The following is a 25,556-nucleotide window of genomic DNA, read 5'->3' on the forward strand; positions in this document are numbered from 1 at the left end:
GCCGGGATGGCCACGTTGGTGGCCGGCATCCTTTGCGAGAGCCGATGACGCGGCCTTTCTAGTTAACGCGTCGTTAACTAAGGGGCCATGTCACAACCTTGCCACCAGCCATGCCGCCCCGCGCGCGCGGACTTGGTTCCGCTCCCCGGCCTCTGTATCATTCCGCCCATGGACCGAAATCAGGGCCCGAAACCAGGGCGGGGAGCGAGTGCATGGCTTCCGATCCGTTCCCCGGCCGGGCATGCGATCGCGGGAAAGCCGCTGTGGGCGGGGCCGCGAGAATGGTTCAAGGACCGCGTGCCGCATACGGGGCGCTGACCGGCAGCCCATCTGCATGAAGGGACCGGAGCGGATGGGTCTTCAGGACCGGGAAGCGGATCTCCTCCCCGAGCGGCAACCGCCATTGCAGGGAATACTTCTGCGCCGGGCTCTGGCCGGCTTCGGCTGGCTGATGGTCGCGCTCGGCATCGTCGGGGTATTCCTGCCCGTCGTGCCGACGACGCCGTTCCTGATCGTCGGCGCCTGGGCCTTCTCCAGGAGTTCCCGCCGCTTCCACGACTGGCTCTACGGCCATCCCAGGCTCGGCCCTCCGCTGCGTGCGTGGGACCGCTACGGCGTGATCCCGGTCCACGCCAAGATGCTTTCCGTCGCAGGGATGTGGGGCAGCCTCGCTCTCGTGATCCTGTTCGTTTCGGACGGCTGGCTCCTGCCCTCGCTGCATGCCGCGGTGATCACGGGAGTTACCGCCTACGTGCTGTCCCGGCCGAGCAGACCCCCCAACGGGTGAGCACCCGACCGATTTCCCTTCCGGTCTCGTGGAATGCCGGCCGCCGGGGCCGCGTTCATCCCGCGTATGCCGCATAGCGGAACCACCACCAGGAGACCGACATGAAGAAGTTCCTTCTTCCCCTCGCCTTCGTTGCCGCCACCGCCCTCGCTGCCTGCGGGGAAGAGGACGTGGCCGTGGTCGAGGATCCCGCCGCCCCGGCCGTCACGGAAGCCCCCGTGGCGATACCGCCGGCCGAGACCGAAGCCCCGGTGGTGGTCGAAGAGTAGAACCTGGCGTGCCGCCCGCCCCGGGCGGGCGTCACGGACCTTGTGGCGGGACCGGCCGCGTGCGCCGGTCCTCGTCGATCGCGACATAGGTGAAGATGCCCTCCGTCACGCGGTGGGCGGGCTGAAGGCCGCGTCTCACCCAGGTATCGACCTTCAGCGTCATCGAGGTGCGTCCGACGCGCTCGACCGAACACCAGCAGCTGACCTCGTCCCCGACGAGTACGGGCTGGTGGAACTTCATGGCCTCGATGCCGACGGTGGCCACCCGCCCTCCCGCACGGCGCATCGCGACCATGCCTCCGGCTATGTCCATCTGAGCCAGCACCCAGCCCCCGAAGATGTCGCCGTTCGGGTTCGTGTCGGCCGGCATCGCGATCGTCCGCAAGGCGGGGCCGTCCTTGCAATCCGGTTGATTCGTACTCATTTTCTTCCCTTCCGGCACAAAATCTTGGGGTGCGTTCGAGCCGCGGCACAGCATGAGCTTGCATGTGTCGCGACCGAATTCCTATAATGGCGTCCATGAGCGATCTTTTTCAGAATACCGCCCGCGAGCGTGAAAGCTACTCCGCTCAGGACATCGAGGTGCTGGAGGGGCTCGAGCCCGTTCGCCGGCGGCCGGGAATGTATATCGGCGGCACGGACGAGCGCGCGTTGCACCACCTCGTCGCCGAGATACTGGACAACGCCATGGACGAGGCCGTAGCCGGCCACGCCACGCGCATCGACCTGGAACTGGGCACCGCGGGAACCGTGACCATCCGCGACAACGGACGCGGCATTCCCGTCGACGAGCATCCGAAGTTCCCCGGGAAGTCGGCGCTCGAGATCATCCTGACCACGCTGCACTCCGGCGGCAAATTCTCCGGGAAGGCCTACGCGACGTCGGGTGGACTGCACGGCGTCGGCCTTTCGGTCGTCAACGCGCTTTCGGACCGGCTGGTGATCGAGGTCGCCCGGGACCGCCAGTTGTTCACGCAGACCTACAGCCGCGGAACGCCCCTCGGCCCGCTCGTCTGCCTGGGAACGGTCCCGAACCGGCGCGGCACCACGGTCAAGTTCCACCCCGACCCCGCGATCTTCGGCGAAGGCACCCACTTCAAGCCCGAGAGGCTGTACCGGATGGCCCGGTCGAAGGCGTACCTGTACAAGGGCGTCGAGATCAGGTGGACCTGCGCTGCCGAGCTGATCGGTCCGGAAAGCCAGACACCGGAGAGCGAAACACTTCGCTTTCCCAACGGCTTGCTGGACTATCTTGGCGCAGCGCTCAAGGAGCGCACCACCCTGACGCCGCAGCCGTTCACGGGCGAGATCGAGTTCCCCGGAGACGCCGGGCGCGCCGAGTGGGCGGTGGCCTGGCCGGACGACGAGGACGGGTTCACCCATTCCTACTGCAACACCGTGCCCACGCCCCAGGGCGGCAGCCACGAGATGGGGCTGCGCGCGGCCCTGATGCGCGGCCTCAAGGCGTTCGGGGACCTGGTGAACAACAAGCGGGCGGCGCAGATCACGGCGGACGACATCGTCGGCGGCGCCACCATCCTCCTGTCCGTCTTCATCCGAGACCCGCAGTTCCAGGGCCAGACGAAGGAGAAGCTGTCCACCCCCGAGGCGGCCCGCCTGGTCGAACAGGCGATCAAGGATCGTTTCGACCATTGGCTCTCCGGCCACCCGGCGGCATCCAACGCGCTGCTGGACCGCCTCGTCGAGAAGGCGGAGGACCGGTTGAGACGCCGCCAGGCCAAGGAGACGTCCAGGAAGACGGCCACGCGGAAGCTGCGGCTGCCCGGCAAGCTTGCGGACTGCAGCCGCAACACGCCGGAAGGCACCGAGCTGTTCCTGGTGGAGGGCGATTCGGCCGGGGGCTCGGCCAAGCAGGCGCGCAACCGCGAGACGCAGGCGATCCTGCCGCTGCGAGGCAAGATCCTGAACGTCGCCAGCGCCTCGACCGAGAAGATGCGCGCCAACCAGGAGCTTTCGGACCTGGCCCAGGCCCTGGGATGCGGCATCGGCAAGGATTTCTCTTCAGACCGCCTGCGATACGAACGCGTCATCATCATGACGGACGCCGACGTGGACGGCGCGCACATCGCGTCGCTGCTCATGACATTCTTCTACCGGGAGATGCCGGGGCTGATCCAGAACGGTCATCTGCACCTCGCCCTTCCGCCGCTGTACCGCATCAGCGGCGGCGGCAAGACCGTGTACGCACGCGACGACGTCCACAAGGACGAGCTGCTCCGGACGACCTTCAAAGGTAAGAAGGTCGAGATCAGCCGCTTCAAGGGCCTGGGCGAGATGCAGCCGAGCCAACTCAAGGAAACCACGATGGACCCGGCACGGCGCACGCTCCTGCGGGTCGTCGTCCCCGACCACCATGATCCCGAGCAGAAGGCGGAGCACGAGGAAACCAACGCCCTGGTCGAGAGCCTGATGGGACGCCGTCCGGAGCTGCGCTTCCAGTACATCCAGCAGAATGCCAGGTTCGTCCAGGACATCGACGTCTGAGCTTCAGATATACTGCAGCCACACCCTCATGAGGGCGGTCACCGCCTGGGGTTGCTCGATGGGCGCCATGTGGCCACAATCCTCGATGACCGCCAAGCGTGCGCCCGGGATTGCGGCCGCCATCCCGGCGTGCACATCGACCCCGGAAAGCTGGTCCCGCCGCCCGCACAGCACCATGGTCGGGCAGCCGATGGTCGCCAAGTCCGGCCGGCTGTCCGGCCGCGCCATGATCGCCTCCTGCTGGCGCAGATAGGCGTCGGGGCCGACGCGGCCTGCCATCTCCCGGATGTTTCGCACGACCGCGCCGTCCGCGAGATGGACCGGGTCGACCAGCGTCGACGCCATGAGCGCCACGACGTCGTCGAAGCGCCCCCGGGCCACGAACGCCATGGCCTTTCGCCGCCGTTCCTTCGCTTCCGGCGGGTCCGCATGGGCGTTGGTGGCCAGCAGCGTCAGCTTCGAGACGCGCTCCGGCGCCCGGCGCATGAGCTCAAGCGCGACGTAGCCGCCCATGGAATGCCCGGCGAGGGAAAACACCGGCGGCGCCGAGGCGAGGACGTCCGCAGCGAGCCCCTCCACGCCGCCCGCTCCCGCGAGCGTGCCGACGCGGATGTCCGCGACGTCGCCGAGATGACGGACCTGGTGCCGCCAGAGTTCCTCGTCGCAAAGCAGACCGGGGAGCAGGACGAGAGGATGCTTCGCGGACATGGTCATCTGATGAGAGGAAGGATCTGCTTGAACTCCGGCGTGCCGGCCCGGGCCATCCATTCGAACAGCACCATTTCCCCGGTGACGATCGTCATGCCGCCGGCGCGCAGCCTGTCGAGAGCCGCCAGCCGATTCGCGGGATCGCGCGAACCGACCGCGTCGGCGACGACGATGCAGTCATAGCCGGCGGCCGAAAGGCCCATGGCGGTCTGTAGGACGCAGACATGGGCCTCCGTCCCGCACAAGACGATCTGACGGCGTCCCGCCGCGGCCAGCCTGTCCATCAAGTCCGGCTCCGCGGCAGCGCAGAAATGCATCTTGGATACCCGCTGCGCCTCCGGCAGGAGATCCCCGACTGCACCGGCCGTCCGGCCGAGACCCTGGGGATATTGCTCCGTCGCCACGACCGGAACCCCGAGGACGCCCGCTGCCCGCACCATCTTCTCGATCCAGCGCAGCACGCCGTCGGCGCCGTGGATGGCTGGAAGAAGCCTCTCCTGGACGTCCACGACCAGCAGCAGCGACCTTCGCGCCTCCAGCAACATCTCATCCTCTTTTTTTCGGTCGGCACGTTGGGATATTGACAGAGTTGTTTGACATCCGATACTGCGACACCAATCTATGCGCCTAGCCGCAAGGCTCGGACGCAACCTCTCCAACTGACTTCAGGTTTGATGAACTTCTCGGATCTTGGGCTCGGCCCCGAAGTCCTGCGCGCCGTCGAGGATGCGGGGTATACCCAGCCGACTCCCATCCAGCAGCAGGCAATCCCCCTGGTCTTGCAGGGCCGCGACGTTCTGGGCTGCGCCCAGACCGGCACCGGAAAGACCGCCGGCTTCACCCTGCCCATGATCGAGATCCTGGGAAAGGGACGCGCCCGTGCGCGGATGCCCCGCTCGCTCATCCTCGAGCCGACGCGCGAGCTCGCCGCCCAGGTCGCGGAGAATTTCGAGGTCTACGGCAAGCACCACAAGCTGAACATGGCGCTGCTGATCGGCGGCGAGTCCTTCGGTGACCAGGTCAAGCGCCTGGATCGTGGTGTCGACGTGCTGATCGCGACACCGGGCCGGATGATCGACCTGTTCGAGCGGGGGAACATCCTCCTCAGCGACATCAAGATCTTCGTGATCGACGAAGCCGACCGCATGCTCGACATGGGCTTCATCCCCGACATCGAGCGCATCGCCGGCCTGCTTCCCAAGATGCGGCAGACGCTGTTCTTCTCGGCGACGATGCCGCCGGAGATCCGCCGCCTTGCCGACGCCTTCCTGATGAACCCGAAGGAAGTGACGGTGGCGCCCCCGGCTTCCCCCGCCACGACCGTCACCCAGGCGCTGGCGATCATCCATCGGGACGACAAGCGCAAGGCCTTGCGCCACCTGCTTCGCACCGAGGAGGTCAAGAACGCCTTCATCTTCTGCAACCGCAAGAAAGATGTCGGCGTGCTTCATCGGAGCCTGGAGAAGCACGGCTTCAACGCAGGCGCGCTGCACGGCGACCTGCCGCAGAGCGTGCGTACCGAGACGCTGGAGGCATTCAGGCGCGGGGACATCTCGCTGCTGGTCTGCAGCGACGTCGCCGCGCGCGGGATCGACATTCAGGGCGTCAGCCACGTCTTCAACTTCGACATTCCCATCCACGCCGAGGATTACGTCCACCGGATCGGGCGGACCGGCCGGGCCGGACGCAGCGGGCGGGCCTTCTCGCTGGCGACGCCCGAGGACGGCAAGCACGTTGCGGACATCGCCAAGCTGATCGGCAAGGACATCCCCGTCATCCCGGTGGACGGCCTCGATCAGCCCGGCTTCGAAGACGTCGAGGACCGCAGACACCGGCGCGGCCGCAAGGACGACGAGCGCGCGCGCGGCAGGACGGAGCGGCCGGAGCGGGCCAGACGTCCCGAGAGGGCCGCCCCGAAGGTGGAGCCCGTCGAGGTCGAGCGTGCGGCCGCTGCGAGCAGGCAGGACCCGGGCAGGCAGGACCTCGGCAGGCAGGATCTGGGCAGGCAGGATCTGGGCAGGCACGATCAGACACCACGGCCGGATTACCGGCGAGACGACCGGCGCCGTCGTCCGGAAATGGACGACGACGAGACGGTGGTCGGGTTCGGCGACCACGTGCCCGCTTTCGTCCTGCGGCGCGCCAGGCCTGCTTCCGCCTCGATGGAGGAGGTCTGACCGCGATGCAGACGATTTTCGTCATGGTCAAATGCGAGCTGGGCAAGGCCTACGAGGTGGCCGACTCGGCCCTTCAGGAAGTCGAGCAGGTGTCCGAGGTCCATTCGACCTCGGGCAAGTACGACCTGCTGATGAAGTGCTATCTCGACGACGGCATGGATATCGGCCGCTTCGTGACCGAGCATCTCCAGACCCTCCCGGGCGTGAAGGACACCTTCACCCTCATCACCTTCAAGGCGTTTTCCTGACGCCTGCGCGGCGGCGCGGTACCGTCCGGCTGTTTTGGAGCTCTCCGTTCAGTTAGGTTCGAGGACGAACCGACGGATCGGAGACCGACCCCCGGATGGCCTTCGAACTCTCCCCTGTTCTCCACATGTGGTTCGTCCTGGCCCTGACGGCCGGGACGATGGTTTCCTTCGCGGTCGAGAAGGTGCCGGTCGAGGTGACCGCGCTCGCCCTGCTCGCAGCGCTCCTGGTCTTCTTTCAGGTCTTCCCTCTCAACGGGCCCGACCTGCAACCCCGGCTCTCGCCGGAACAGATCCTGGAAGGCTTCGGCAATCCATCGCTGATAGCCGTCCTGTCCCTGCTGGTCATCGGGCAGGCGATGGTCCATACCGAGGCGCTGACGCCGGTCATCGGGCTGCTCCTGCGCCTGTCGGGCGGCAGCGCGATGGGCGGTGTCGTGCTGGCGCTGCTCGTGGTGCTGTGCGTCAGCGCGTTCCTGAACAATACCCCCGTCGTGGTCATGTTCATCCCGGTCCTCCAGGCACTCAGCGGCAAGCTCAGCCGCTCGCCGTCGGGGCTGATGATGCCGTTGAGCTTCGCGGCCATCCTGGGCGGGATGACGACCCTGATCGGCTCGTCGACGAACCTTCTGGTGTCGAGCGCGCTGACGGGGCTCGGACTGCGCCCGCTCGGCTTCTTCGAGTTCACCGTTCCCGGCCTCGTCATGGCGGCGGTCGGCATCGTCTACGTCGTGTTCGTGCTGCCCCGGCTCCTCCCCGACCGTGCGTCCATGACGACGCAGTTGCTTGGAGGCGGCAAGCAGTTCATCGCGGAACTCGACATCGCCGGCAGCTCTCCCATGGTCGGCAGCCGCTCGGTCGCCGGCCATTTTCCCCAGCTGCCGGACATGACCGTGCGCCTCGTCCAGCGCCGCGGCAGGAACATTCTTCCGCCCTTCGAGAACCTCGTGATCGAGCCCGGCGACGTGATGATCGTAGCCGCGACGCGCAACGCGCTCACGGAGGTTCTCGCCAGCGACAGCGGGCACGTGCTGGCGGTCGAGGACGATGCGGGCGGACGCACCACCGAACCGTCGGTGCCGACCAGCGACCGCATGCTCGCCGAGGTGATGGTGGCGCCTGCCGCGCGGATGATCGACCAGACCGTCGACCAGATCGGGTTTCATCGCCGCTACGGCTGCCTCGTGCTCGGCATCCAGCGGCGCATGCGCATGGTTCAGGCCCGCATGGGCGAGATACCGCTTCAGGCCGGCGACGTCCTGCTCGTTCTCGGGCGCCGGGACGATGTGGAAGCGCTCGGGGCCAACCGGGACCTCGTGCTCCTCGCCTGGAGCACCCGGGAGCTTCCCCGGCGGGAGAAGGCGCCGCTCGCGACCGCGATCTTCCTGGGCACTGTCACGCTCGCCGCGACCGCGACGGTGCCGATCGCGGTCGCGGCGGTGGCGGGGTCGGTGCTGATGGTGGTCACGGGATGCCTGAACTTCCGGCAGGCGAGTCGCGCGATCGATCGGCGGATCCTGCTGCTCGTCGCGGCGACACTGGCGCTGGGCAAGGCGCTGGAGGTCACCGGCGGCGCCGTCTACGTCGCTCAGGCCTTGGTTTCCGCCCTGACGGTACCGACGCCCACGGCGACGATGATCGTGTTCTTCGTCCTGGTAAGCCTTGCCACCAACGTGCTCAGCAACAATGCCTGCGCAGTCCTCTTCGCGCCGATTGCCGTCAACCTGGCGGAAACCGTGTCCATATCCCCGCATCTGATGGCGATCACCCTGGTGCTGGCCGCCAACTGCTCCTTCGCGACGCCGATCGGTTACCAGACGAACCTTCTCGTCATGGGCCCGGGACATTACCGGTTCCGGGATTTCCTTCTGGGTGGCGGGCCCCTGCTCATCGTCATGGCGATCACCTTTGCGGTCGTGGTTCCGTGGTGGTACGGGCTGTAGCGGGCCGCCCGCAGAAGACGATTGAAAACTCATAAAATTCGAGCAATCTTCCCTGCGCCCCGAATGCCGGGTCATGGCTGGAGATTGCTCGATGGCGCCAGACGGTTCACGCCCGGGGCGGGAGAAGGAGATGCCCGGCTCCGGAAAGCGCGTCGACCGCCCCGGCGACGAGGCGACCCGAGCCGCGGTCGCCGTCCTTGCCGCCGCCTTCGCCGAGATCAAGATGCCGGGCGTCGTCGGGCTGCGGGTCATCACCTCGGCCCTGAGGGAGGCGGCCCGCAGCGGTTCGGCGGATGCTCTCGAGTTCGCAGGCCGGTCCTTCGATACCATCGACCCCGAAACCCGCAAGCTGATCGCACGCCACGTCGAGGATTACGCCCGCCGGAACGCCCCCCGTGGCCGGGCCGGGATGCCGCAGACCTCCGGCGTCCCCACGCGGCCGGTCCAGCGCCGCTCCCACGGCGGGGCCACCGGTCTGCTGTCCGTGATCAACCGGTAGGTTGCGCCTCGTCCCGCCGGCGGGGAGGATGTCCGCCCGACACGGCTGTTGCCGAAGCGTACCCCGCTGGTCCATAAAGTCCCCTCTTCCGCCCCACCGACCAGCAAGCAGACGTTCCGGGCATGACCCTCGGTCTTCACGACTACGAGCGCCGCCGGCGCCGGCGGTTCTGGATCAGCACCGCCAAGACCCTGTTTCTGCTGGCCGTGATGGTCGGTATCGGCGTTTTCGCCTATCAGGTCGGCATAGAGCAGGTGAAAGGCCGGGAGACCGGCCTGCGTGAAGAGAATGCACAGCTCAAGGCGCGGGTGCAGGAGCTCGACCGCAGCGTCGCAACGCTTCAAGCGACGGCCCACAGCGCGACGGTGAAGGCCGCCGAGTTGGAGACGCGTCTCCAGCGCGAACTGCCGCAGGGCGAACTGGCGGAACTGGCGAAGCTCGTCGCCGAAAGGCTGGCGAGCGGGGTCGATCCGCATCGCCTGGCCTTCGTCATCAACGAGACCCGCATGCCCCGCAACTGCGACAGCCCCGAAAGCAAGCGCTTCATTCTTCCGACGCCGCTATATCGCGGGTCGAACACCGCCGTGGGCTTCGCCGACGGAACGATCACGATCAGCGGCGAGGGCGCCGCCGCGCGCAATGCCGAGGGCAAGACCGAGGGCTGGTTCGATCCCCAGCAGCCGGTGTCGATCCGGTTCACCGAAATCGGCGGCCGCCAGACCGAAGCGACGGGCACGTTGCCGTTGCAGCATTCGGTGGTGATCGGCAACACCGAGCACCGCTTCATGATCGCGGCGGGAGCGAAGTCCTTCGTCGAGGTGACGACGGAGCGGTGCCCGTTCCCCTGACCCGCTCCGCCGTTCGGCCGGTTACTTGCGGACCCAGCTTCCGGACGCGCTCATCACGTACTGGCCGGCCGGCGTCCTGTCGATGAGCTGGCGGCCCGCGACCGCCTGCACGGCAGCGACCGAGGTTCCGTTGCTTCTCGCGACGTCTTGGTAGCGGTCGCGGCGTTGCGCGTTGATCCGCTCGACCAGGGCCTGGACCTCCGCCGGCACAGTCGCCGGCACCACGCCGACGAGGCCGTCCGGACGCTCTCCGACCAAGCCGGCGGCCTTCGCCGCCTCCAGCCCGTCCTGCGCCGCGGCGACGTTCAGTCCCCCGCCCAATACGGCCAGCCCAAGCGAGAGGAACAGGGCCAATCCACGCAACCGTCGCATCACATACCTCCCGGCGGCAGGCCGAAGATCTCGGGATCGTCCCGGAAGACGTTCTCCAGGTCGCGCTCGATCCGGACCCGGACTTCCTGCTCGATCCGGATGTTCAGATTGATCTCGATCGGCTTGTCGGGCGCTTCGACCTTTACGGTCGGCTGGCAGGCTGCCGACAGCAGGCATAGCAGGAGGCCCGCACCTGCTCGCCTTCGGCTCAACATGGACAAGGACATCATTCGCCCTGGGCTTCGAATTCCAACATGCGCTCGCGCACCGCATCCGGGATCCGGTAGGTCCGAAGCCCCTGCCGCAGGATCGTGTCGAGGGCACCGCTAACGTTTAGATTAAGCGCGACCGGATAACCATCGTAGAAATCCGGGTTCGCTCCGCGGACGCCGAGCTTGGCCACCAGTTCGCCCCCGGCGGTGCCGTCCAGGTGCAGTACCAAGCTGTCGTAGCGGAAATCGGCCAGCGCCTGGAGCAGCATCTCCGTTCCCGCTTGATCGAAGCCGGCTGGCGGATCGTCCGGCCGGTAGCGCAGCGCACCCGGTCCGGCAGCCGCGAGGCGGCCGTCGCGCACGGTGACCGCATCTCCTCGGATTTCGACCGGGATCCGCCCCGACATCAGCCCTGTGCCGCTGACGCCGTCCACCGGCAGGAGGTCGAGCAGCTTGCCGAGTTCCAGCCCCTGCGCGTCGAGGACGATGTCCGCCGACATCTCGTCGGGCGAGATCCTGAACGGGCTCGTCCGCACGGTTCCGCCGGCCCAGGACCAGACGGCATCCTGGACGGCGATGCGGCCCTCCTGCCCGTAGCCGAAAAGGACTTGGCCATCGGTCAAGGGCACGCCGACATCCATCAGGCCGATTCCGACGGCCTGCCCGGGGTCGAGCACGAGGGGTGTCAGGCTTCTCGCCCGCAACACGGTGTTGAGGCCTTGGACCGCAACCGGCCCCAGCACGAACGCGACGTCCCGAAGCAGCAGCTCGCCCGTGCCCGGCCGCAGCCCCTCCGGTCCCCATCCCATATGCACGCGCAGCTGCGCCATGCCTTCGAAGTCCTGGATAGCGCCTGCCAGCCAGGGAGACGTCGCCTCGAGGGACGCCAAGCCCGGGCCGAACGACATCTCCCGGCCGTCCAGCCGCAACTCGCCGCGCCCTGAGGTCGGGTCGAACGAGCCGGCCAGACGCGCCGGAAAGGCACCCGACAGCTTTCCGGCCAGTCGGAGGGGACCGTCGCCCTCGGCGTCCTCCGCGCGCAGCTCCAGCGCGACTGGGCCGCTCAACGCCGGTTCCTTACCTGCCCGGATGCCGGTCGTCCGCGCGCCCGCCACCAGGGGCGTCCGTTCCCGCGGGCGGAACTGCACGGAGGCGGACAGTTCCTGCAGGGCGACATCCTGCTCGGGAAATGTGACGGACATCCCCGCCCATTCGGCATCCAGGCTCCTCGGCGTGCCGTCCAGGCCGGCGTCGAGGACCAGCCGCAGCTCGGGGACTGAGACATCAACATCGGAACCACCGGCCTGCGCAGATGCGCCGAGACGCAGCATGTCCGGCCGGATGCTGAGATCGGCCGAGATGCCTTCCGGCCCAAGCGACACCGCCGGGCCGGCCGCAGCACCCTGGACGCAGGCCTCGACCGGCGTTCCCCACCCGCCCCCGCTCGCCGCGACCCGAGCCGCCCTTACGTCCTGGCATCCCTCCGGAAAGAACTCCAGGACACCCCCATCCCATCGGACCTGGCCACGTATCGCCAGCCGCCCGTCCGTGACCTCGACGCCCTCCGCCGGTGCGCCGTCCAGCACGACGACACCGCCCACCTGTGCCCCTCCGGCCCGCAGGGAGCCATCCAGTGACAACTCCAGCTCGGGAACGGCGATCCTGAGTCCGTCCACGTCCAGTCCCGCCAGCCTCGCCGATGCGTGGTCGACCGAGAACGAGGGCTCTTCGTCCCCGAGGACGGCGCGAAAACGCCGCGCGTCGACCTCGGCCAGCATCCCGGAGGGCGATTCCACGCGAAGCCGGCCACTCGCCGTCAGTTGCGTGCGTCCTTCCACCATGTCGACGGCGAAGGCGGCCGGCTCGTCGCCCGACGGGGTGGCGGTGGCGACGTAGGAGCCATCGGGCGCCTCGACCCGGACCTTCAGCAGTCCTCGTGGTCGGACCCGCAGCGTCGTGCCGTTGAACGCGACCGTCCCCGTCGTCCGCGTGCTCACCTGCGTGCCCGCGAGTGGAAAGTCCGTCAGTTCCAGCCCGAACTCGCCGGCGAGTTCTGCGACGCCTGCCGCCCCCTCGCGCCCGTCCAGGTCGAGCCACAGGGTTTCCGCGTCTCCCCGGATTTCGGCGCCCAGTTCCACGCCGCCGTTGGGAAGCCGGGCCAGGCGGCCCGACAGGAGGTAGTCGCGCTCGCTCCCCGAAACGGGGAGCCTCACGACCAGATCGCGGGCAACCAGCTCGGCGATCGGCAGCGTGGGGATGAGCGGCCCACGGGCGTCACCCTGCGTGCCCGCCCCGGATTCCGCCCGCAACCCCAAGCCGTCGACCTCGACCAGGTCGAGTTCGGCGCGCCACAGACCGGCGGGCGACCAGCGAACCCGGATCGTGCCCGGCCGCAGCGGTCCGCTGCCGTCCAGGTCGATACTCAGGACCGCCTCGCGCAAGCCGTAGTCGACGATGTCGGCGACGGCGTGCGGATACTCGGCCCGCCGGATCTGATCCGACAGTATCCATGGCCCCAGCGCGGCCGGAGCGAGCGCGAGCAGCACCGCCGCGACGGCGATCGAGACGGCCCCCGCCAGCAACCACCGCCACGCCCGTCCCGTCCTCATCGGGTCATCCATCGGAACGCGGGCCGGTGGCCGGATGCTTCTATTCCCGCCGGGTTTACCGTATCGTGCGACCTTCGTTGCAATGCCTGGTGTGAGAAATGCGTCGCTGGACCAGATTGCTCCTTGCGTCCCTTCTGGGCGCCTTCATCACGATTGGGGAGGCTTTCGCCTTGGATCCCGAAAACACCCTTTACATGGACCTGGAACACGGCCGCGTCGTCATCGAGATGCGTCCCGACCTCGCGCCCAAGCACGTCGCCCGCATCAAGGAGCTGACGCGCGAAGGCTTCTATGACGGGTTGAAGTTCCATCGCGTCATCGAAGGCTTCATGGCCCAGACCGGTGACCCGCGGGGCGACGGCACCGGCGGTTCGGGCAAGAAGCTCCCGGCCGAGTTCTCGGCGGAGCGGCACGTCCGCGGCACGGCGTCCATGGCCCGCACCTCGGACCCGAACAGCGCCGATAGCCAGTTCTTCATCGTCTTCGACGCAGCACCGCACCTCGACCGTCAATATACGGTCTGGGGCAAGGTCGTCGAGGGAATGGAGTTCGTCGACAAGGTGAAGAAGGGTACGTCCGGTAGCGGCGCGGTGAGCGATCCCGACCGCATCGTGCGCATGCAGGTCGCCGCCGACGCCCAGTAGCACGACCCGAGCCCGGTAGCCGGGCGCACGCGCCGGAAGGCGGGCCTCAGGGTCCGCCTTCCCTCTTCTTGGGCAGCTTCTCGGCAATGCCATAGACCTGCTCGCGCCGCTCGATCTCCTGAAAGACGTCGTCGGGCTGGATGCCGAGATCCACCCACAGGACGGTCAGGTTGTAGAGCAGATCGGCACTTTCCTCTATGACGCCCTGGCGGTGCTCGGTGACGGCTTCGATTGCGACCTCGACCGCTTCCTCCCCGACCTTCTGGGCGATCTTCTTCCGGCCGGCGGCGAACAGTTTCGCCGTTCGCGACGTCCCCGGGTCCGCGGTCCTGCGTTCGGAAACCGCGTCGTAGAGTCTGATAAGTGAGTTCGTCAAGACGGTTGCCTCGTTTCGGCGTCGGGCAGAGCACATTACGTGATCGGGCGCCCGCGGGCAGCAGATAACATTACGATTTTATGACACTTTCGTTGCAGCCCGCACGGGAGCATCGGCGGGTTGGCCGAACGGCACCAGCTCGACCTCGCCGCCTGACGCGAAAAGCAGCCGGTCCTCCGGGACCTCGCGCCAGACGGCGTCGATCCCGTCCAGCGGTTCGGACAGGACCAGGACCGAGCCGCGGCTCGCCTCGAACCGGCAGCTCCCCTGGTCCACGGAAATGTCGCCCCCCGTCGCATAGAACAGGCTGGGCGAGGCGCCGTCGCTGGAATGGCGGGCGGCAACCAGCCGTTCCCCGTCGGTCAGCGCCGCCGTCATCCGGAACGGCTCCTCCACGCCGTGCGCGGCCATCACCGCCTCCACCTGACGCACGCTCTCGCGGAACGCGTGCGCGGCATCGGCCTGCGCGCCGTTGGTCAGCAGCAGGTAGAAGAACACCTCGCTGTCGGTGGCGCCTTCACGGAAGGCATACAGCTCGGGTGCGATGAGCTGTTCGAGGTCCCGTCGTACCGTCCGCCAGCCGCCGATCTTGCCGTTGTGCATGAACAGCCAGCGCTCGAACCGGAACGGATGGCAATTGACCCGGGCGGTCGCCGTACCGGTCGATGCGCGCACATGGGCGAAGAAAAGGGGCGAGCGGATCTGGTCCGCCAGCGAGCGGAGATTGATGTCGTTCCAGGCCGGCATGGTGTCGCGGTAGAGCCCGGGGCGGGGCCGCTCCGCGTACCAGCCGAGGCCAAATCCGTCGCCGTTCGTCGGCACATGCCCTCTCTGGGCCGACAGCGACTGGTGTATCAGCGAGTTGCAGGGCTGGAACAGCAGCGTGTCGATGAAGATGGGACGGCCCGCATAGGCCAGCCAGCGGCACATGGTGGCACCTTGGAAGCGGAAGGCTTGCGAACCGCAGGTCCGATCCGAAAGTATCGGGCGGCGATGCCCGTCGTGCCAGCGAATTGTCGCGGACGGCTTCTCATCGGCGGACGCCTGTGCGATATCGGCAGCCGGACGCCGACGCGTAGGAGATCGAGGTGGCTGGAACGGACGGTATATCGCTGCGCAACGGACGCCTCGCCTGCGACCTCTCGCCGGACTGCGGCGGCTCCATCCTGCGGTTCGTGGTGGAGACGCCGGCCGGCCCCGTCGACCTGATGCGCCCGAGCGCGTGGTCGGCGCTCCATCCCTGCGAACCGCTCGACCTCGCCTGCTTCCCGCTCGTTCCGTTCTCCAACCGCATCGCACGCGGCCGCTTCGATTACGGGGGCGCGGCCATCGAACTGCCGCTCAACCGCGCGCCGATGCCCCATGCGATACACGGCCACGGCTGGCAGGCTCCCTGGTCGGTGGCCGGGCACGACGGGCGCGGGGCGACCCTCGCCTACCGGCATGCCGCCGATGCCTGGCCTTGGAGCTACGAGGCGACCCAGGTCTTCTCGCTGGAGGCGGACCGCCTCACCGTCACGCTCGACATCGTGAACCTCGGCGACACTCCGATGCCGGCGGGGCTCGGCCTCCACCCCTACTTCCCGAAGCCGCCGGGAACGCGCCTGCTGGCGCCGGCCTCGCAGGTGTGGCTCAACGACGGGTTCCACATCCCGGTCGACGCGCGGGTCCCTCCGCCGGAATGGGATTTCTCGCGCCTGCGGGACCTGGACGGCATCACGATGGACAACGGATTTTCGGGATGGTCCAGGCATGCCCGGATCGAGTGGCCCGGCAACGTGCCGGCCCTCGAGATCGAGGCGACGCCCGGGCTCGGCCACCTCGTCCTCTACCTCCCGCCCGGCCAGCCCTGGTTCTGCCTCGAGCCGGTGAGCCACATGACCGACGCGGTCAACCGGCACGGCCGGCCCGACGGCGGAGAGACGGGCCTCGTCGACCTGATGGCGGGGGAGCGCCTGTCGGGAAGCGTCGTCTTCCGCCTGTCGGAGTGAGCAGGCAGGCGGCCTACTGGGCCGCCGTCAGCACCGCGCGGTTCTGCTCGCGCGTCGCCAGGAACTTCACCTTCGGGAAGTCCTCCTGCGCCCGGTTGAGCTGCCAGGCGTTGCGGGCCAGGTAGACCAGCGCGCCGTCGTGGTCCTCGGCCAGGCTGATCCGGTTGCCGTCCACGAAGCGCTTCAGCTCGACCGGATCTTCGCATTCGATCCAACGGGCGGAATCCAGCCCCGCCGTCTCGAACCGGGCGGCGATGCCGTACTCCGCCTCGATGCGCGCCGCCAGCACCTCGAACTGGAGCGGCCCGACGACACCGACGATCCAGTCGGCGCCGAGGAGCGGCTTGAACACCTGCGACGCCCCCTCTTCCGCGAAATGCTCGAGAGCCTTGCGCAGGTGCTTCACCCGCATCGGGTCGTCGAGGCGGACCCGCTGCAGCAGTTCGGGCGCGAAGCTCGGCACGCCGATGAACCGCAGGTCCTGGCCCTCGGTCAGGGTGTCGCCGATGCGCAGGGTCCCGTGGTTCGGGATACCGATGATGTCCCCGGGCCACGCCTCCTCGGCCAGTTCGCGGTCACGTGCCAGGAACAGCACCGCGTTGTTCACCGACAGCGTCTTGCCGCTACGCATGTGGCGCAGCTTCACTCCGCGCCGGAACTTCCCGGAGACGAGGCGGAAGAAGGCGATGCGGTCCCGGTGGTTCGGGTCCATGTTCGCCTGGACCTTGAACACGAAGCCCGCGACCTTCTCCTCGGTCGGGTCGACGACCCGGCCGTCCGCGGGCTGGGGGCGCGGCGGCGGGGCCAGCTCCGCCAAGCCCTGGAGCAGCTCCCGGACGCCGAAGTTGTTGATTGCGGAGCCGAAATAGATCGGCGTCAGGTGGCCGGCCCGGTAGGAGTCGAGATCGAAGCCCGGGCACAGCCCGCGCACCATCTCGACGTCCTCGCGCAGCTTCGCGACGGCGTGGGCCGGCAGCAGCTCGTCCAGCTTCGGATCGTCCAGCCCGTGGCATTCCACGCCCTCGCTGGCGACGTCGCCTTGGGTGCGGTCCATCAGGATCAACTGGTCGCGCAGCAGGTCGTAGCAGCCGAGGAAGTCCCGCCCGGAGCCGATCGGCCAGCTCGCCGGCGTGACGTCGATGGCCAGCGCCTCCTCGATCTCGCTGATGAGGTCGAAGGGGTCGCGGGCCTCGCGGTCCATCTTGTTGACGAAGGTCGTGATCGGCACGTCGCGCAGGCGGCACACCTCGAACAGCTTGCGGGTCTGGGTCTCGATGCCCTTGGCGGCGTCGATCACCATCACCGCGCTGTCGACCGCCGTCAGCGTCCGGTACGTGTCCTCCGAGAAGTCCTCGTGGCCCGGCGTATCGACGAGGTTGAAGGTCCGGTCCGCATAGTCGAAGTTCATCACCGACGCGGTGACGGAGATGCCGCGCTCGCGCTCGACCTTCATCCAGTCCGAGCGCGCGCGCCGCTGCTCGCCCCGAGCCTTGACCGCGCCCGCCAGCTGGATCGCTCCTCCGAACAGGAGGAGCTTCTCCGTCAATGTCGTCTTGCCCGCGTCCGGATGCGCGATGATCGCGAAGGTCCGGCGCTTGGATACGGCGTCACTCAACTCGCTCATCGTACCCGAACCCATTGCCGCTCAGAATTTCCGAACTGGTACCCCGTCAGCTGGCCGAGGAAAAGGGCCGGCTGCCGGTCGGGGCGCGCGGGCGCCGCGGTGCCGCGAAGCCGCCGTCGCGCTGGCCGCGCTCCGAGTGGGGGCGTTCGGAATGAGCCCGCCCGGCATGGCGCGGCTTGTCGGCGAAACCCTGCGGACGCGGCCGGCGCGGGCGATCGCTCGGCTCCAGCCCGGGGATGATGTGCGCCGTCAGACTGCGGCCGATGAACCGCTCGATCGCCTTGACCTGCTTCCAGTCCGAGCCGGTGTACATGGAATAGGCGATGCCCGAGGCTCCCGCCCGTCCCGTCCGGCCGATGCGATGCACGTAATCCTCCGCGACCTTCGGCAGGTCGAAGTTGATGACATGCGTGATGTCGGCGACGTCGATGCCCCGCGCCGCCACGTCGGTGGCGATCAGCAGCCGGATCCTGCCCCGGCGCAGGGCCTCGATGGCGCGGTTGCGCTGGGCCTGCTTCATGTCGCCGTGGAGCGCGCCGACGGAATGGCCCTTCGCGTTCAGCTCGTCGGCGAGGCGGTCGGCGTCGCGCTTGGTGGCCGCGAACACGATGGTCTTGCCCGCGCCGTCCTCGCTGACGAGATGGTCCAGGAGGCGGTGCTTGTGGTCGAGATTGTCCGCCCGCAGCAGGCGCTGGTCGATGGCATCGTGGCTGATGCTCTTCCCGGCGACGTCGATCCGCTCCGGCTGGCGCAGGAGGCGTCCGGCGAGCCGCGACATGGCGTCGTCCATGGTCGCGGTGAACAGCAGGGTCTGCCGCGATTCCGGGCACGCGGCGGCGATCTGCACGACCGGGTCGATGAAGCCCATATCGAGCATGCGGTCGGCCTCGTCGAGCACCAGCAGCTCGACGGCGGAGAGGTCGACGCGCCCGCGCTCCAGATGGTCGATCAGGCGGCCGGGCGTCGCGACCACGAGGTCGACCCGCCGCTGCAGCATGCGGAGCTGCTCGCGGTAAGGCATGCCGCCGAGGATCACGCCGGTGCTGACGCGGTCGAACTTGGAATACTTGCGCACCGCCTCCAGGATCTGGCTCGCGAGTTCGCGCGTCGGCGACAGGACCAGGATCCGGGGACCCCACGTGTTCTCGGCGCGCGGCGTCTTCAGCCGCTGCAGCGCCGGCAGCACGAAGGCCGCCGTCTTGCCGGTACCGGTGTTGGCGGATGCGATCAGGTCGCGCCCCGCCAGCGCTGCGGGGATCGCGCGCATCTGGATCGGGGTCGGTTCGCCGTAGCCGGCGGCTTCGACGGCGCGAAGAAGGGTCGGGTGGAGTTCGAGGTCGGCAAAGCTATTCAAAAAGGTCATCCTCAAGCAAAACGGGGCGGTGCCCGACAGGAGCACCGCCGCAAAAAGGAGCGGCTTAATTTCGGAAAGAGAGACAAGGCGACGGGAGGTCTTCAAATCGACCGCCCGCGAACCGGTGCCGCATCCGCCGGGAGGGGCCTTGGTGCGGAACCGGCATCATGCCGACCGTCGGGGCCCGAGCCACTCAACGCGCTATACGTAGCATCTTTCGTGGGAATTACCAGGGGTGACGAGGAAGGGATCGCCTCATCGCAGACGCGGCGGCCTATTCGGCCGCCGCCTCCGCGGGCTCGGACACGAGCACCGGCTTCACGTCCCAGATCTCCTGCGCATATTCCGCGATCGTGCGGTCGCTGCTGAACCAGCCCATGCTGGCGGTGTTCAGGATCGCCTTGCGCGTCCACGCCTCCGCGTCCCCATACAGCGTGCGTGCGGCCCGGTGAGCGTCGGCATAGGCCGCGAAGTCGGCGGTGACGAGGAAGGGGTCGCCGCCGTCCGTCAGCGCCTGGATGATCGGCAGGTACCGGTGCGGATCGTCGGGGGAGAAGACCCCGCCTGCGATCATGTCGAGGGCGCGCTTGAGCGGCGGGTTGGCCGCGATGACCTCGCGCGGGTTGAAGCCGCCGCGGCGCAGGCCGTTCGCCTCCTCGGCGTTCAGGCCGAAGATGAAGATGTTCTCCGGACCGACCGCTTCGCGGATCTCCACGTTCGCGCCGTCCAGCGTGCCGATCGTGAGCGCGCCGTTGAGGGCGAGCTTCATGTTGCCCGTCCCCGACGCCTCCATCCCCGCCGTCGAGATCTGCTCCGACAGGTCGGCCGCCGGGATGATCGTCTCGGCGAGCGTAACGTTGTAGTTCGGCAGCAGCGCGATCTTGAGCAGGCCCCGGACGGCCGGGTCGTGGTTCACGACCTTGGCCACGTCGTTGATCAGCTTCAAGGTCAGTTTGGCTATGTGATACGAGGGTGCCGCCTTGCCCGCGAAGATCTTCGTCACGGGAACCCAGTCGACCATCCGCTCGTCGCGCATCTCGTTGTAGAGCGCCACCGTCTGGAGCAGGTTCAGGAGCTGGCGCTTGTATTCGTGGATGCGCTTGACCTGGACGTCGAACAGGCTGTCGGGGGAGACCTCGATCCCCAGGGTCCTGGAGACGTGCTCCGCCAGCCGCTTCTTGTTGGCGCGCTTCGCCCGGCGGAACTCCTCCCGGAACGCCGGGTCCTCCGCCTTCGGGAGAAGTGCGGCGAGTTCGCCCAGATCGCGGACCCATCCCGAGCCGATCCGGCTGGAGATCAGCTCGGAGAGCGGCCGGTTCGCCTGGTACAGCCAGCGCCGGGGCGTGATGCCGTTGGTCTTGTTGGTGATCCGGTCCGGGAACTCCCGGTGGAGGTCGGCGAAGACCGTCTCCTTCATCAGCTCGGTGTGCAGCGCCGACACGCCGTTCACCTTGTGGCTGCCGATAAACGCGAGGTTGCCCATGCGCACGCGCCGGTCGCCGTGCTCGTCGATCAGGGACAGCCGCGCGAACTGGTCGTCGCGCGCCTCGGGCCGGCGCGCGCGGACCTGGCCCAGGAAACGCCCGTTGATCTCGTAGATGATCTGCATGTGCCGCGGCAGCACGCGCTCGATCATGCGGACCGGCCAAGTCTCCAGCGCCTCGGGGAGCAGGGTGTGGTTGGTGTAGGCGAAGGTCCGCCGGGTGATGTCCCAGGCGTGCTCCCAGGCCAGCCCGTGCTTGTCCACCAGCAGGCGCATCAACTCCGCGATCGCGATGGCGGGATGGGTGTCGTTGAGCTGGATGCCCGCCTTCTCCGGCAGAAGGTCGAAGCCGGCATGGTGCTGGCGGTAGCGGCGCAGGATGTCCTGCATCGACGCGCTGGTGAAGAAATACTCCTGCTTGAAGCGGAGTTCGCGACCGGCGTCGGTCGCGTCGTTCGGATAGAGGACGCGGCTCAAATTCTCCGACAGGACCTTCTGTTCCACGGCCTTGAGGTAGTCGCCGTCGTTGAAGTGGCCGAGATGGAAGTCGCGCGTCGCCTGCGCCGACCACAGGCGCAGCGTGTTGATCGTCCGGCCCTGCCAGCCGACCACCGGCGTGTCGTAGGCCATGGCCAGCACCTTCTCGGTATCGACCCACCGGTAGGTCCGATCGCCGATGCCGTCGCGCGCCTCCTCCACACGGCCGTAGAACTCGACCGGGTAGAGAACCTCGGGGCGCGGGAACTCCCACGGATTGCCGAACCTCAGCCACTGCTCCGGGTGCTCGACCTGCCAGCCGTGCTCGAAGCGCTGCTCGAACAGTCCGAACTCGTACCGGATGCCATAGCCGTAGCCGGGAAGCCCCAGCGTCGCCATGCTGTCGAGAAAGCAGGCCGCCAGCCGCCCGAGCCCGCCATTGCCGAGCGCCGCGTCCGGCTCCAGCTCGACGATCTCGTCGAGCTGGACGTCCAGGCGATCGAACGCCTCGCCGACCTGCGGGCCGATGCCCAGGTTGGCCAGGCTGTTGTTGAGCAGCCGGCCGATCAGGAACTCGAGACTGAGATAGTAGACCCGCTTGGCGTCAGCCTGATAATGGCTGTGCGTCGTCTCCATCCAGCGGTCGACGAGCCGGTCGCGGACCGCATGCGCGGCCGTGAAGTACCAGTCACGGGGCGTGGCGGCGCCCATGTCCTTGCCGACGTCGTAAACGAGCTTCTCCTGAAAGGCCCGGCGAAAGGCCTCGACGTCGAGGCTCCTGCCTTCGAAGCTGCGCTGGGTGAATCGTGCGTCCATGGATGCGCGACTTTCTGCTGTACACTCGGTCCGGCGGCGACCGGCATCACGCATGATGCCGGCTTCCGTTCTATGGCCGTTTTGGTTAACACTTCTTCAAACGGACGCGTCTGACGGACGCATCCCGTCCTCGGAAGCCCCTCTCGATGCCCCTACCGACTCCCCTCGCCCAGATGGAACCGCGGGTCGCCAGCGTGCGGGTCGCAACGCTGGCCGACGTCCCCGCGCTGCTCCGGATAGAGGACCGCTGCTTCAGCACCGACCGCCTCACCCGACGCAGTTTCAACCATCTGCTGAGGCGCGGCAACGCCACCTGCCTGGTTGCCACGGAAGGTGACGTACTGGCCGGTTACGCGCTGTTGCTGTTCAACGCGGGAACGTCCCTCGCGAGGCTCTATTCCTTCGCCGTCGACCCCGATCACCGGCGCAAGGGAATTGCCGAGATGCTGCTCGAAGCGGGCGAGAAGGCAGCCGTGGATCATGACGCGGCTTATATTCGCCTGGAGGTCCGCCGTGACAATACCCCTGCGATCGCACTCTACAAGAAGCATGGCTACCGCGAGTTCGGCACGTTTCCGGACTATTACGAAGACCATATGGAGGCCCTGCGCCTCGAAAAGCGCCTGCAGCCTTCCACGGGGCCCGGCGGCATAAGGGTCCCCTTCTACGAGCAGACCACCGATTTCACCTGCGGCGCGGCGGCACTGATGATGGCCATGCGCGCCCTCGATCTCTCCGTCGAGCTGACCCGCAAGCTGGAACTCAGGATCTGGCGCGAGTCGACGACCATCTTCATGACGTCGGGGCACGGCGGGACCGGACCGTTCGGCTTGGCGCTCGCGGCGTGGAACCGCGGTTTCAACGTGCAGCTCTACGTCAACGACGAGCGGCCGTCCTTCCTCGACAGCGTGCGCAACGAGAGCAAGAAGGAGGTGATGAGGATCGTCCACGAGGAGCAGGCGGAGGAGCTGTCCAGGACCGGCGTCGAGCTGCTGTATCAGCCTTTCACGCCCGACATCCTGGCCGCCAGCCTGGCCGAAGGCGCCATCCCCGTGGTGCTCATAAGCAGCTACCGCATCTACCGGGAGAAATTCCCGCACTGGGTCGTCGTGACCGGAAACGACGACAAATTCTTCTACGTCCACGATCCGCTGGTCGAGTACGAAAAGCACCAGACCGCCACCGACCGCATCAACATGCCGATCCCCAAACGCGAATTCGAACGCATGGCCAAGTACGGGAAAGCGCAGCTGAAAGCGGCCGTGATCCTCCGTCCCCGCCGGGTAGATTGAATGCCCAACCACATCATCATCGTCGACCGACGTTCCGAGGCCTCCCCGGAATGGACGGACTTCCAGGTCCTGACGGCCCGCGAATACATCGCCCGCCCCGAGGCCGTGAAGCAGCGCGCGCCCCGGGTCATCAACCTGTCGAGGGTCCATCGGTACCTGGGTGCCGGCTACTACTGTTCGCTGCTCGCGCAAGCTCGCGGGCACAAGGTCATGCCGACGGTCAAGACCATCCTCGACCTCTCGCAGAAGATGATCTACGGCGACGCGCTGCCCGAGTTGGAGGACGTGCTGCGCAAGCGGATGAAGCGTCTGTCCGACCCACCGCAGGTGTCGTTCACGCTGCACGCGTTCTTCGGGACCGCCGATGACCGGCGGTTCCAGGAGGTCGCGCGCAGGGCGTTCGACCGGTTCCGCTGCCCGATCCTGAAGATCCAGGTCCGGCTCCAGGGCGGGTGGCGCATCCACAAGCTGGAGCCGCTGGCCTTCGCCGAGCTGAAGCCCGAGCATCGGCCCCTGTTCGAGGCCGCCCTGACCGCCTATGCGAAGACCGGCTGGCGCGAGCCGACGACCAAGCCGCCCGCCCGCTACACGCTCGCGATCCTTCACAACCCCAAGGAGGACCTTCCGCCGTCCAGTCCACGCGCTCTGCAGAAGTTCGTCAAGGCAGGCGAAGCGCTGGGCATCAACGTGGAACTGGTCGAGAGGAAGGACTATCTCCGGCTCGCCGAATACGACGCCTTGTTCATCCGCGAGACCACGGCCCTCGATCATCACACCTACCGTTTCGCCCTCAAGGCCGAGAAGGAGGGCATGCCGGTGATCGACGACCCGAACTCGATCCTGAAATGCACCAACAAGGTCTACCTGGCCGAACTGCTGCGCGCCCATGAGGTGCCGGCGCCCAAGACCGTCATCGTCGACCGCAACAAGCTCGCCACGCTGGAGCAGGAACTCTCCTACCCGGTGGTGCTCAAGATCCCGGACGGCAGCTTTTCGCGCGGCGTGTTCAAGGTGAACAACCGGACCGAGCTGGAGGCGCAGGCGGCCGTGCTCCTGGAGGAATCGGACGTCATCCTGGCGCAGGAGTTCATGTACACGGAGTTCGACTGGCGGGTCGGCGTACTCGACCGGCAGCCGATCTACGTCTGCCAGTACCTGATGGCCAAGAAGCACTGGCAGATCGTGAAGCACGGCACCAACGGCAGGGTCCAGCACGGCTCGTTCCGCACGATGCTGGTCGAGGACGCGCCGCGTGCGGTGGTGGACGTCGCGGTCAGGGCGGCGGGCTTGATCGGGAACGGCCTCTACGGCGTGGACCTCAAGCAGAACGAGCGTGGCGTCTTCGTAATCGAGATCAACGACAATCCCAGCATCGACCTGGGCGTCGAGGATCAATGCTTAAAAGATGAATTGTACAGAATCATCATGCGAGAGTTCGTGCGACGGATAGACAACCGCGCCGGAAGCGACATCCCCGCTCCAAGGTGAGCGAATACCGCTTTATCGCAAGTAGCTGCGAATTTTCTTGACGGTGGCCACTGGAACATTTCCAAGCGGGCCGCGTTCACTGTGGCGTAAAGTCAAGGGCAATCGCCCCGCGAAGAGTGGTTCAACGCGGAGCAACTGAAATGACGACGAGAGACGATTCGACCTTGTCGAGCCTGAGGCACAAACGATTCGTTCCCAGAAGGAAGGTTACATTCTGCCCGGCAGCCACGCGCGACCGCGCCTGGGCAGCGACCTGACCACGATCTGAACGAGAGCACATGATGGTCCGGAGGGCCGGGACGGCGGAGCGTTGCGCGTTCCGCTAGCGGCGGAGCCTTGCCCAGAGCCGATTTCGGGACCGTCATCAACAACAAGCCTGTATTCGGAGGGCGCGTACGATGACCTATTCTTTCGATACCGAACTCGTTAGCTGCATTCCGAACCTGCAGCGTTATGCCTGCAAGTTGACGCGCGACGCCGCCGCCGCGGAAGATCTTACCCAGGACTGCCTCGCTCGCGCCTTGTCGCGGTCGCACCGGTTCGAGCCAGGTACCAATATGCAGGCCTGGTTGACCACGATGCTCAAGAACCTGCACTTCAACAATCTGCAGCGCGACAAGCACATCACGAAAGTCGAGCTGTGGGACCATGCCGTCTCCGTGGAGCCGTCCCAGCTTTCCCGGCTGGTCTTCCGTGACGTCGACCGGGCGTTCGACAGCCTGACGCCATGCCAGCGCAAGGTGGTCCGGCTGGTCGCGATCGAAGGCCGGCCCTACCAGGAAGCGGCCGAGCGGCTCAACGTCAGCATCGGCACGATCCGCTCGCGGCTGTGCCGGG

24 protein-coding genes are annotated in these 25,556 nt (G+C 67.3%); 13 read left to right on the forward strand and 11 right to left on the reverse strand.

Annotated elements, in window-relative coordinates:
- Positions 1–403 precede the first annotated feature (403 nt).
- Together VGO20_RS23670 and VGO20_RS23675 are read left to right on the forward strand one after the other, a co-directional pair.
- Positions 404–787: a YbaN family protein gene (locus VGO20_RS23670; RefSeq protein ID WP_327504857.1), complete on the forward strand. Its 384-nt coding sequence runs from the start codon at positions 404–406 to the stop codon at positions 785–787.
- A 101-nt stretch (positions 788–888) separates the two neighbouring features.
- Complete coding sequence (locus VGO20_RS23675) at positions 889–1,056, forward strand: hypothetical protein (RefSeq protein WP_327504858.1); 168 nt, start codon at positions 889–891, stop codon at positions 1,054–1,056.
- 31 nt (positions 1,057–1,087) lie between these two features.
- On the opposite strand, the gene VGO20_RS23680 is transcribed toward VGO20_RS23675, so the two are convergent.
- Positions 1,088–1,480: an acyl-CoA thioesterase gene (locus VGO20_RS23680; protein WP_327504859.1), complete on the reverse strand. Its 393-nt coding sequence runs from the start codon at positions 1,478–1,480 to the stop codon at positions 1,088–1,090.
- 95 nt (positions 1,481–1,575) lie between these two features.
- Here VGO20_RS23680 and parE point away from each other — a divergent pair, with 95 nt between their 5' ends.
- The gene (gene parE, locus VGO20_RS23685) at positions 1,576–3,561 is read left to right on the forward strand and encodes a DNA topoisomerase IV subunit B (RefSeq protein WP_327504860.1); all 1,986 of its coding nucleotides are present in this window, start codon (positions 1,576–1,578) and stop codon (positions 3,559–3,561) included.
- 3 nt (positions 3,562–3,564) lie between these two features.
- On the opposite strand, the gene VGO20_RS23690 is transcribed toward parE, so the two are convergent.
- Both VGO20_RS23690 and VGO20_RS23695 read right to left on the reverse strand, forming a co-directional pair.
- On the reverse strand, positions 3,565–4,269 hold the full coding sequence (locus VGO20_RS23690; RefSeq protein ID WP_327504861.1) for an alpha/beta fold hydrolase: 705 nt from the start codon (positions 4,267–4,269) through the stop codon (positions 3,565–3,567).
- Between the two features lie 2 nt (positions 4,270–4,271).
- The gene (locus VGO20_RS23695) at positions 4,272–4,814 is read right to left on the reverse strand and encodes a hydrolase (RefSeq protein WP_327504862.1); all 543 of its coding nucleotides are present in this window, start codon (positions 4,812–4,814) and stop codon (positions 4,272–4,274) included.
- A 129-nt stretch (positions 4,815–4,943) separates the two neighbouring features.
- Between VGO20_RS23695 and VGO20_RS23700 the strand changes: the two genes are divergently transcribed.
- The 5 genes from VGO20_RS23700 (at position 4,944) to VGO20_RS23720 (ending at position 9,981) form a co-directional block, all read left to right on the forward strand.
- Positions 4,944–6,446 carry a DEAD/DEAH box helicase gene (locus VGO20_RS23700; protein WP_327504863.1) on the forward strand — a complete coding sequence of 501 codons (1,503 nt, stop codon included), beginning with the start codon at positions 4,944–4,946 and terminating at the stop codon, positions 6,444–6,446.
- Between the two features lie 5 nt (positions 6,447–6,451).
- Complete coding sequence (locus VGO20_RS23705) at positions 6,452–6,694, forward strand: Lrp/AsnC ligand binding domain-containing protein (protein WP_327504864.1); 243 nt, start codon at positions 6,452–6,454, stop codon at positions 6,692–6,694.
- A gap of 95 nt (positions 6,695–6,789) precedes the next feature.
- Positions 6,790–8,634: an SLC13 family permease gene (locus VGO20_RS23710; RefSeq protein ID WP_327504865.1), complete on the forward strand. Its 1,845-nt coding sequence runs from the start codon at positions 6,790–6,792 to the stop codon at positions 8,632–8,634.
- Between the two features lie 130 nt (positions 8,635–8,764).
- Positions 8,765–9,133, forward strand: a complete 369-nt coding sequence (locus VGO20_RS23715) for a hypothetical protein (protein ID WP_327504866.1) — start codon at positions 8,765–8,767, stop codon at positions 9,131–9,133.
- Positions 9,134–9,255: 122 nt separating this feature from the next.
- On the forward strand, positions 9,256–9,981 hold the full coding sequence (locus VGO20_RS23720; RefSeq protein WP_327504867.1) for a hypothetical protein: 726 nt from the start codon (positions 9,256–9,258) through the stop codon (positions 9,979–9,981).
- Between the two features lie 21 nt (positions 9,982–10,002).
- On the opposite strand, the gene VGO20_RS23725 is transcribed toward VGO20_RS23720, so the two are convergent.
- From VGO20_RS23725 to VGO20_RS23735, 3 genes are read right to left on the reverse strand one after another with little or no spacing between them, the layout of a single operon-like run.
- On the reverse strand, positions 10,003–10,353 hold the full coding sequence (locus VGO20_RS23725) for a YdbL family probable chaperone protein (protein WP_327504868.1): 351 nt from the start codon (positions 10,351–10,353) through the stop codon (positions 10,003–10,005).
- On the reverse strand, positions 10,353–10,568 hold the full coding sequence (locus tag VGO20_RS23730) for a YnbE family lipoprotein (RefSeq protein ID WP_327504869.1): 216 nt from the start codon (positions 10,566–10,568) through the stop codon (positions 10,353–10,355). The genes VGO20_RS23725 and VGO20_RS23730 overlap by 1 nt, the downstream gene beginning before the upstream one ends.
- An 11-nt stretch (positions 10,569–10,579) precedes the next feature.
- Positions 10,580–13,111 carry an intermembrane phospholipid transport protein YdbH family protein gene (locus tag VGO20_RS23735; protein WP_327504870.1) on the reverse strand — a complete coding sequence of 844 codons (2,532 nt, stop codon included), beginning with the start codon at positions 13,109–13,111 and terminating at the stop codon, positions 10,580–10,582.
- Positions 13,112–13,272: 161 nt separating this feature from the next.
- On the opposite strand from VGO20_RS23735, the gene VGO20_RS23740 reads away from it, so the two are divergent.
- Entirely contained in the window at positions 13,273–13,818 is a 546-nt protein-coding gene (locus VGO20_RS23740) for a peptidylprolyl isomerase (protein WP_414639888.1), read from the forward strand.
- Positions 13,819–13,864: 46 nt separating this feature from the next.
- On the opposite strand, the gene hisE is transcribed toward VGO20_RS23740, so the two are convergent.
- Positions 13,865–14,194, reverse strand: a complete 330-nt coding sequence (gene hisE / locus VGO20_RS23745; RefSeq protein ID WP_327504872.1) for a phosphoribosyl-ATP diphosphatase — start codon at positions 14,192–14,194, stop codon at positions 13,865–13,867.
- Between the two features lie 78 nt (positions 14,195–14,272).
- Positions 14,273–15,124 (reverse strand): class II glutamine amidotransferase, encoded by an 852-nt coding sequence (locus VGO20_RS23750; protein ID WP_327504873.1) that lies wholly within the window; start codon positions 15,122–15,124, stop codon positions 14,273–14,275.
- Positions 15,125–15,282: 158 nt separating this feature from the next.
- On the opposite strand from VGO20_RS23750, the gene VGO20_RS23755 reads away from it, so the two are divergent.
- Positions 15,283–16,185, forward strand: coding sequence for an aldose 1-epimerase (locus VGO20_RS23755; RefSeq protein WP_327504874.1), 903 nt, complete (start codon positions 15,283–15,285; stop codon positions 16,183–16,185).
- 13 nt (positions 16,186–16,198) lie between these two features.
- Here VGO20_RS23755 and VGO20_RS23760 read toward each other — a convergent pair whose 3' ends face one another.
- The 3 genes from VGO20_RS23760 to VGO20_RS23770 all read right to left on the reverse strand — a co-directional run bounded on the left by VGO20_RS23760 (position 16,199) and on the right by VGO20_RS23770 (position 21,939).
- Positions 16,199–17,809, reverse strand: coding sequence for a peptide chain release factor 3 (locus VGO20_RS23760; RefSeq protein ID WP_327504875.1), 1,611 nt, complete (start codon positions 17,807–17,809; stop codon positions 16,199–16,201).
- 46 nt (positions 17,810–17,855) lie between these two features.
- A complete protein-coding gene (locus VGO20_RS23765) occupies positions 17,856–19,163 on the reverse strand; it encodes a DEAD/DEAH box helicase (protein ID WP_327504876.1) in 1,308 nt (435 codons plus the stop codon).
- Between the two features lie 274 nt (positions 19,164–19,437).
- The gene (locus VGO20_RS23770; RefSeq protein ID WP_327504877.1) at positions 19,438–21,939 is read right to left on the reverse strand and encodes a glycogen/starch/alpha-glucan phosphorylase; all 2,502 of its coding nucleotides are present in this window, start codon (positions 21,937–21,939) and stop codon (positions 19,438–19,440) included.
- A 146-nt stretch (positions 21,940–22,085) separates the two neighbouring features.
- Between VGO20_RS23770 and VGO20_RS23775 the strand changes: the two genes are divergently transcribed.
- The 3 genes from VGO20_RS23775 to VGO20_RS23785 all read left to right on the forward strand — a co-directional run.
- Positions 22,086–23,231 (forward strand): peptidase C39 family protein, encoded by a 1,146-nt coding sequence (locus VGO20_RS23775; protein WP_327504878.1) that lies wholly within the window; start codon positions 22,086–22,088, stop codon positions 23,229–23,231.
- Entirely contained in the window at positions 23,232–24,719 is a 1,488-nt protein-coding gene (locus VGO20_RS23780) for a RimK family protein (RefSeq protein WP_327504879.1), read from the forward strand.
- Positions 24,720–25,117: 398 nt separating this feature from the next.
- Positions 25,118–25,556: sigma-70 family RNA polymerase sigma factor (locus tag VGO20_RS23785; RefSeq protein ID WP_327504880.1), on the forward strand; the 439-nt coding region annotated here is incomplete at its 3' end.

This window comes from Arenibaculum sp. (assembly GCF_035998295.1).
Lineage (GTDB): Bacteria > Pseudomonadota > Alphaproteobacteria > Azospirillales > Azospirillaceae > DASYHS01.